This is a genomic window from Massilia sp. LMS1-1-1.1 (assembly GCF_040815535.1).
GTDB lineage: Bacteria > Pseudomonadota > Gammaproteobacteria > Burkholderiales > Burkholderiaceae_D > Janthinobacterium > Janthinobacterium aestuarii.
The window spans coordinates 993,382-1,000,713 of the sequence record NZ_JBFPNG010000012.1; the positions used below are offsets into that span (position 1 = coordinate 993,382).

Here is a 7,332-nt window from a genome sequence, read left to right on the forward strand (position 1 = left end):
GCCGGCCGCTCAGCGGGCCGGGCAAGATTTCCCCGCCGCTGCCCAGCCAGCTACGCGCTGCGCTTGGTCGACCAGCACGATAACTTGGCAGCCAACGGCCGCGCTGCCATAGTTCAGCTGCAGATATTCGCCGAGGTGTTGATAGCTGGCGGGCGTGCCGTAGCGGGCGGCGAGGGCGAAGCTGTTCATGCCCACCAGATCAATGTCGGCATGGCCAGTGCCGCCGCTGGTAACGCAGGCAGACAGAGCTGGTAAGATGAGCGCTATAAGTTGGCACTTCATTTCAGACCTATAGTTAGCGGAAGATAATTCTATTGTTGGGCGCGCCGGCCGGACTGCTCTTGCGGATGCTCAGCAAGGAGCGCTTCTGTCGGTGGAAGCGGTAAAAAACGCGGGCGGAATTTGGGCGAAAACGTAGACTTTTCCAGACTTTTCCAGACCACTCAATAAATGCGGTGGTCGCATTCCCACTATGTCTACAAAGGTTTGCCGAAGTTCAAGACAAAAGATGAGAATTTCCGTATAATCTGCTTTTGCGCCAATAGGAAATGCTATGCGTCTACTTCAAAAAGCACTCACATTCGATGACGTGCTGCTCGTCCCAGCCTACTCCAACGTTCTGCCCGCCGATACGTCCCTCAAAACTCGCCTGACCCGCAATATCACCTTGAATATTCCCTTGCTGTCCGCAGCCATGGATACGGTGACGGAAGCCCGTCTGGCGATCGCGATGGCCCAGGAAGGCGGCATCGGCATCATCCACAAGAATTTGAATCCGAAGGACCAGGCACGTGAAGTGGCCCGCGTAAAGCGTTTCGAAGCAGGTGTGCTGCGTGATCCGATCACGATTCCGCCGGAAATGAAAATCCGCGACGTGATCGCGCTGACGGAACAATACGGCATCAGCGGTTTCCCTGTCGTCAAGGGCAAGGAAGTCGTCGGCATCATCACCAACCGCGATTTGCGTTTTGAGCAGGAACTCGACGCGGAAGCTTCCGCCAAGATGACCCCGCGCGAAAAGCTGGTGGTCGTCAAGGAAGACGCCGATACGGCCGAAGCCAAGCGCCTGATGAACAAGCACCGCCTCGAGCGCGTGCTGGTCGTCAACGACGCATTCGAACTGCGCGGCCTGATTACCGTCAAGGATATCCAGAAATCGACTTCCCACCCGTTCGCGTCGAAAGACAGCCAGGGCAAACTGCTGGTCGGCGCTGCCGTCGGCGTGGGTGCCAAGGATGAAGAGCGCATCGACCTGCTGGTCGCTGCCGGCGTCGACGTGCTGGTGGTCGACACGGCCCACGGCCACTCGCAAGGCATCCTCGACCGCGTACGCTGGATCAAGACCAAGTATCCGCAAGTCGAAGTGATTGGCGGCAACATCGCTACCGCTGCTGCCGCCAAGGCGCTGGTGGAATACGGCGCCGATGCGGTCAAGGTCGGCATCGGTCCTGGCTCGATCTGCACCACGCGTATCGTCGCCGGTGTGGGCGTGCCGCAAATCACGGCCATCTCGAATGTTGCCGAAGCACTGGAAGGCACGGGCGTGCCATGTATCGCCGACGGCGGTATCCGCTTCTCGGGCGATATCTCGAAAGCGCTGGCCGCTGGCGCCTCGACCGTCATGATGGGTTCCATGTTTGCCGGTACGGAAGAAGCGCCAGGCGAAGTGATCCTGTACCAGGGCCGCAGCTACAAATCGTACCGCGGCATGGGTTCGCTGGGCGCGATGTCCGATGGTTCGGCTGACCGTTATTTCCAGGACGCCACCATGAAGGCCGACAAGTTCGTGCCTGAAGGTATCGAAGGCCGCGTCGCCTACAAGGGCAGCGTGCTGGCGATCATCTTCCAGCTGGTGGGCGGCGTGCGTCAATCGATGGGTTACTGCGGTTGCGCCACCATCGACGAACTGCGCGAAAAAGCGGAATTCGTGGAAATCACCTCGGCCGGCATGCGCGAGTCGCATGTCCATGATGTGCAGATTACCAAGGAAGCGCCGAATTACCGTTCCGAGTAAATAGCGACACACCAGACCGGCGCCTAGTGCGCCGGTTTTGTAATGACCTCAGATAAAGTCCCCATCATGCATTCTAAAATCCTCATTCTCGATTTCGGTTCCCAAGTCACCCAGTTGATCGCCCGCCGCGTGCGCGATTCCGGCGTGTTTTCCGAAGTCTTCCCGTATGACGTCAGCGACGAGTTCGTGCGCAACTATGGCGCCGCCGGCGTGATCCTGTCGGGCAGCCACAATTCCACCCTGGACGGCGACTCGCCGCGTGCGCCGCAAGCCGTGTTCGAGCTGGGCGTGCCCGTGCTGGGCATCTGCTACGGCATGCAAACCATGGCGGCCCAGCTGGGTGGCAAGGTGGAAAACGGCCTGGTACGCGAATTCGGCTACGCCGAAGTGCGTGCCCGCAGCCACACCAAGTTGCTCAACGGTATCGCCGACTTCGTTACCGACGAAGGCCACGGCATGCTGAAAGTGTGGATGAGCCATGGCGACAAGGTGCTGGAAATGCCGCCAGGCTTCAAGCTGATGGGCAACACCCCGAGCTGCCCGATCGCCGCCATGGCCGATGAAGAGCGCCAGTTCTACGGCGTGCAATTCCACCCGGAAGTGACGCACACGGTGCAGGGCAAGGCCATGCTCGGCCGTTTCGTGCATGAAATCTGCGGCTGCAAGTCGGACTGGAACATGCCCGACTACATCAGCGAAGCGGTGGAAAAAATCCGCGCGCAAGTGGGCATCGACGACGTCATCCTGGGCCTGTCCGGCGGCGTTGACTCCTCCGTCGCGGCAGCCCTGATCCACCGCGCCATCGGCGACCAGCTGACCTGCGTCTTCGTCGACCACGGCCTGCTGCGCCTGGACGAAGGCAAGATGGTGATGGACATGTTCGCCAAGAACCTGGGCGTGAAAGTCATCCGCGTCGATGCGGAAGACCAGTTCATGGGCCACCTGGCCGGCGTCACCGATCCTGAGCAAAAGCGCAAGATCATCGGCCGCGAATTCGTCGAAGTGTTCCAGGTGGAATCTGGCAAGCTGGTTAACGCCAAATGGCTGGCGCAAGGAACGATTTACCCGGACGTGATCGAATCGGCCGGCAAAGGTAAAAAAGGCCAGACCATCAAGAGCCACCACAACGTGGGCGGCTTGCCGGACACCATGAAGCTGAAATTGCTCGAGCCGCTGCGCGAACTGTTCAAGGACGAAGTGCGTAAACTCGGCGTGGCCTTGGGCTTGCCGCATGACATGGTCTACCGCCACCCATTCCCGGGCCCGGGCCTCGGTGTGCGCATCCTTGGCGAAGTCAAGAAAGACTACGCCGACCTGCTGCGCCGCGCCGATGCCATCTTCATCGAAGAACTGCGCAATACGCCGTATGAGCCTGTCGTGGTTCCTGGCTTCGACCAGGATAGCGTTCCGACCAACTGGTACGAAGCGACGAGCCAGGCATTCGCCGTCTTCCTGCCCGTCAAATCGGTGGGCGTGATGGGCGATGGCCGCACCTACGAATACGTGGTGGCCCTGCGCGCCGTGCAAACGCAGGACTTCATGACGGCCCACTGGGCGCACCTGCCGCACAGCCTGCTGGGCAAGGTCTCGAACCGCATCATCAATGAAGTGCGCGGCATCAACCGCGTCGTCTACGATATTTCGGGCAAGCCACCGGCGACCATTGAATGGGAGTGATGGGTTCGCTTTAACTGCTTGATTTAAAGTGAAAAATTGATGGCCGTTGATAATTCAAAAAATTATCAATGGCCATTTTTTTTGATGTGCGTGCGGTTGATCGTTCGCGTCAAGTAAATACTTGCATTGACGTCCACACCGTGATCCCAGGTCAACGACTCCATCTAGCCGTCAAGTGGCTTTCTGATCGCGAAGGTCGGTGAGCAGGGTAGTGATCCTGCTATTTCTCGCTCTTGCTTGCGGACTCGGCGCAAGGCAAGGCTTTTTTGCGCATGGCTTCGAGGCCTTGATGCGCGAGGTTCAGCAGCTCTATTTCTACGGTGCTGCCATTTTGTATGGACAGGCGCTTCACGGCGGAGGCAAGCACGGGGGGAAGTTCCAGAAAATTCAGGATTAGCTCCCCTCCGGCTGGCACTGGTGGGTCGATTTGCGTCCCTCTGGCGATGGGTAAAGTCCCATGCACAAGCCAGGCGGTGCTGACGCCGAGGGCCGCGGCAATCTTCTCCGCCGCGTCCATAAGCAGTTTGGCTTTGCCTGATTCATAGCGATACAGTTGCGTGGGATTGATGCCCGCCCGTTCGGCAAGCAGCACTTGTGAGATATGAAGATTCTCGCGGCAGCTTTTGAGGCGCTCAGAAACATGGGTGTTGCCAGACATACATATTGCATTTCAATATACAACGTTCGTGAATGACCGGCTGTGACGCGGCTGTCTCCACAATGACGGAAGGAACGAGAGCATCTTGCTAGCCACAGCCTGATTGTCAGCGCTCAGGATGGATGAAATACTGACGAATACGGTTTTTCTTGCGGAAGCATGTGCTTTGCTTCCTCAATTTTCCCTTGGGCGAGCAGCGCATGGATTGCGTGGGCCAGCGGCGTCACATCCGCCACCCTGGTTATCCATTGATGTACGTAAAGTTCTATCGCCTTTTTGCTGAGGCCGATCTGAATGGCTCTGTGAGCTTGCGGCCGCAACAGCAGATCCCGCTCCGGGTCCCATTGGATGCGCACGGGCGATGCCTCTTTCTTCGCCGACCATTCATCCTTGCTCATGGATGCATCCGCGTGGCTCAGGCAACCGTGCTCCAGTGCCCATTCAAATCCCGTTCTGCTGATATCGATCGCCAGTATGCGTTGCTGACCAGCGTCTTTGAATCCCCAGCCCGCGCGATACATCATCCATAAGAAAGACGGTTTAATCCAGGTCATGCGTTCCATTTTGAATGGGGGCGAAGTAAATGTACCGTTCGTTAATGCTCCATCCGCGATCGCATCCGGATAGGCTTGATAGACACGGATGGTCGATTCATCGTAGGTGGCCCTGATCTGACGTTCAGGGATGGTTGATGTTAGGTGCTGCTGATCATCTTGTTGCATTGTTACCTTGGTTGAAGCCAGAGAGAATTCCGGCGAGTTTGAACATGGTGCTGACCGTGCCGCCCGACTCCTGCGCGTGGCCTAAGCAATCCTTCTGCCAGCCATCCGTCGCCGGTTGATAGGCCATGCCGGTGGACCCATCAGAAGGGGGAGCAAGGTGGATGGCCTGACTGGCGAAAGTGGGGCATGGTCAGCTTCGTAAATCTTACACGACCTTGGCCTTGTCCCGCTGCATGCGCAGGGTGCGTAGCTTGCCGATCAAGACGGTGGGAAGGCTGGGGCATCCTGACGCGATCTGAGTTAATACGGTACGCATCGCCATCGCCTGTCCACCTGTTTTACTAGTGGTAATTGGATAGTTGAAAGACAGTTACCAAAGAGGTAAAGTTCTCAAGAAATAAATAAAATTGCTATGCGGAAATAATTATTTTATAATCTACTTAAGAAAATAATTACGTAAGGCAACATATGCACCTGCGCTTGACGCCATGGTGCGGTGTATTTTTGTTTAGCGGTACCTTGTGTGCCGCCGTGTCCGCGCAGACCCGTCCTGAAATCGCGCCGCCCCTTTCCACCACGCCTGGCATCAGCCAGCGCGACGATGCCAGCCAAGAATTGATACGCCAGCAAGAACGCGAGCGCCTCCTGCGCCAGCAGCAGGAGCGCAATCCCGACGTGCGCCTGCTCGAGGCGCCGGCGGCCGTGTCCGCCAACCGCTTGCCGGCAGGCGAGTCGCCGTGTTTTACGATTGACCACCTGGAATTGCGGGGCGAGGATGCCGCCCGGTTCCAATGGGCATTGGATGCCGCCGGGCGCGACGACCTGGGCGCGCCGGATTCTGCGCTGGGGCGCTGCCTGGGCACGCAGGCCATCAATGTGCTGATGGGCCGCATGCAGAACGCCGTGATCGCGCGCGGTTATGTCACCACGCGCGTGCTTGCCGAACCGCAGGACTTGAGCCGTGGCACCCTGGCGTTGACCTTGATACCGGGGCGCATCCGCCAGATCGGTTTTGCGCCCGGCACCAATCCCCGAGGTACCTGGTGGAATGCCGTGCCGGCCCGCCCGGGCGAGCTACTCAATGTGCGTGATACGGAGCAGGCGCTGGAGAATTTCAAGCGCGTGCCGACGGCCGAGGCCGATATCCAGATCATGCCGGCCGAGGGCGGCAACGCCAAGCCGGGCGAGAGCGATCTGCAGATCCAGTGGAAGCAGGGCTTGCCATTCCGGCTGGCGCTGGGCCTGGACGATGGCGGTTCGCGCTCGACGGGCAAGCTGCAGGGCAGCGTGACCCTGTCGTACGACCACTGGCTGACCCTGAACGACCTGTTTTACCTGAGCCTGAACCAGAACGTCGACGGCGACCGCAACGGCCCGCGCGGCACGGGCGGCATGGTGGCCCACTATTCGATTCCCTACGCCTACTGGTTGCTGGCTTTTACGGTGAGCGACAGCCATTACCACCAGTCCGTGGCCGGCATCAATCAAGACTACAACTACAGCGGCGCCAGCCAGAATCGCGAAGTGAAACTGTCGCGCCTGGTCTACCGCGACGCGTCGCGCAAGACGACGTTGTCCCTGCGCGGCTGGCAGCGAGCGGCGCAAAACTTCATCGACGACACGGAAGTGGAAGTGCAGCGCCGCCGCATGGCTGGCTGGGAACTGGGTATCGGCCATCGCGAATTCCTGGGCCAGGCGACGCTGGACCTGAACCTGCAATACCGGCGCGGCACGGGCGCGATGGACGCGCTGGCGGCGCCCGAGGAAGCGTTTGGCGAGGGTACGTCGCGTTTCAAACTGATCCTGGCCGATGCGGCCTTGTCGGCGCCGTTCAAGCTGGCCGGCCAGCCGCTGCGCTACACGGGCAGCTGGCGCATGCAGCACAACCGCACGCCGCTGGTGCCGCAGGACCGCTTCGCCATCGGTGGACGCTACACGGTGCGCGGCTACGACGGCGAAAGCAGCCTGTCTGCCGAGCGGGGCTGGCTGCTGCGCAACGAGCTGGGCGTGCCGCTGGGCAGCAGCGGCCAGGAAGCGTATGCCGGGCTGGACCACGGCGAAGTGTCGGGACCGTCCGCTGAATGGCTGATCGCGCGGCGCCTGACGGGCGGCTTTGTCGGTTTGCGCGGCCAGTGGCTGGGGGTGCAGTACGACGCCTTCGTCGGCTGGCCCGTGCGCAAACCCGAGCTGTTCCGTACGGCCAGCCATACGGCCGGTTTTAGCTTGAATGCCAGTTATTAAGAATTGGCAATGTAATTATG

General features: G+C 59.5%; 6 protein-coding genes. 3 read left to right on the plus strand and 3 right to left on the minus strand.

Annotated elements, in window-relative coordinates; translation table 11 throughout:
- Positions 1-9: 9 nt before the first annotated feature.
- Positions 10-189 (minus strand): hypothetical protein, encoded by a 180-nt coding sequence (locus MRBLMS1_RS14645; RefSeq protein WP_485879983.1) that lies wholly within the window; start codon positions 187-189, stop codon positions 10-12.
- 364 nt (positions 190-553) lie between these two features.
- On the opposite strand from MRBLMS1_RS14645, the gene guaB reads away from it, so the two are divergent.
- Positions 554-2,014 carry an IMP dehydrogenase gene (guaB, locus tag MRBLMS1_RS14650; protein WP_034752206.1) on the plus strand — a complete coding sequence of 487 codons (1,461 nt, stop codon included), beginning with the start codon at positions 554-556 and terminating at the stop codon, positions 2,012-2,014.
- A 66-nt stretch (positions 2,015-2,080) separates the two neighbouring features.
- Positions 2,081-3,691, plus strand: a complete 1,611-nt coding sequence (guaA, locus tag MRBLMS1_RS14655; protein ID WP_485879985.1) for a glutamine-hydrolyzing GMP synthase — start codon at positions 2,081-2,083, stop codon at positions 3,689-3,691.
- 220 nt (positions 3,692-3,911) lie between these two features.
- Here guaA and MRBLMS1_RS14660 read toward each other — a convergent pair whose 3' ends face one another.
- Together MRBLMS1_RS14660 and MRBLMS1_RS14665 are read right to left on the minus strand one after the other, a co-directional pair.
- The gene (locus MRBLMS1_RS14660) at positions 3,912-4,349 is read right to left on the minus strand and encodes a helix-turn-helix domain-containing protein (protein ID WP_485879987.1); all 438 of its coding nucleotides are present in this window, start codon (positions 4,347-4,349) and stop codon (positions 3,912-3,914) included.
- A 113-nt stretch (positions 4,350-4,462) separates the two neighbouring features.
- Entirely contained in the window at positions 4,463-5,071 is a 609-nt protein-coding gene (locus MRBLMS1_RS14665; RefSeq protein WP_485879989.1) for a DUF4291 domain-containing protein, read from the minus strand.
- A 468-nt stretch (positions 5,072-5,539) separates the two neighbouring features.
- On the opposite strand from MRBLMS1_RS14665, the gene MRBLMS1_RS14670 reads away from it, so the two are divergent.
- Complete coding sequence (locus tag MRBLMS1_RS14670) at positions 5,540-7,312, plus strand: ShlB/FhaC/HecB family hemolysin secretion/activation protein (RefSeq protein WP_485879991.1); 1,773 nt, start codon at positions 5,540-5,542, stop codon at positions 7,310-7,312.
- The last annotated feature ends 20 nt before the right edge of the window (positions 7,313-7,332 follow it).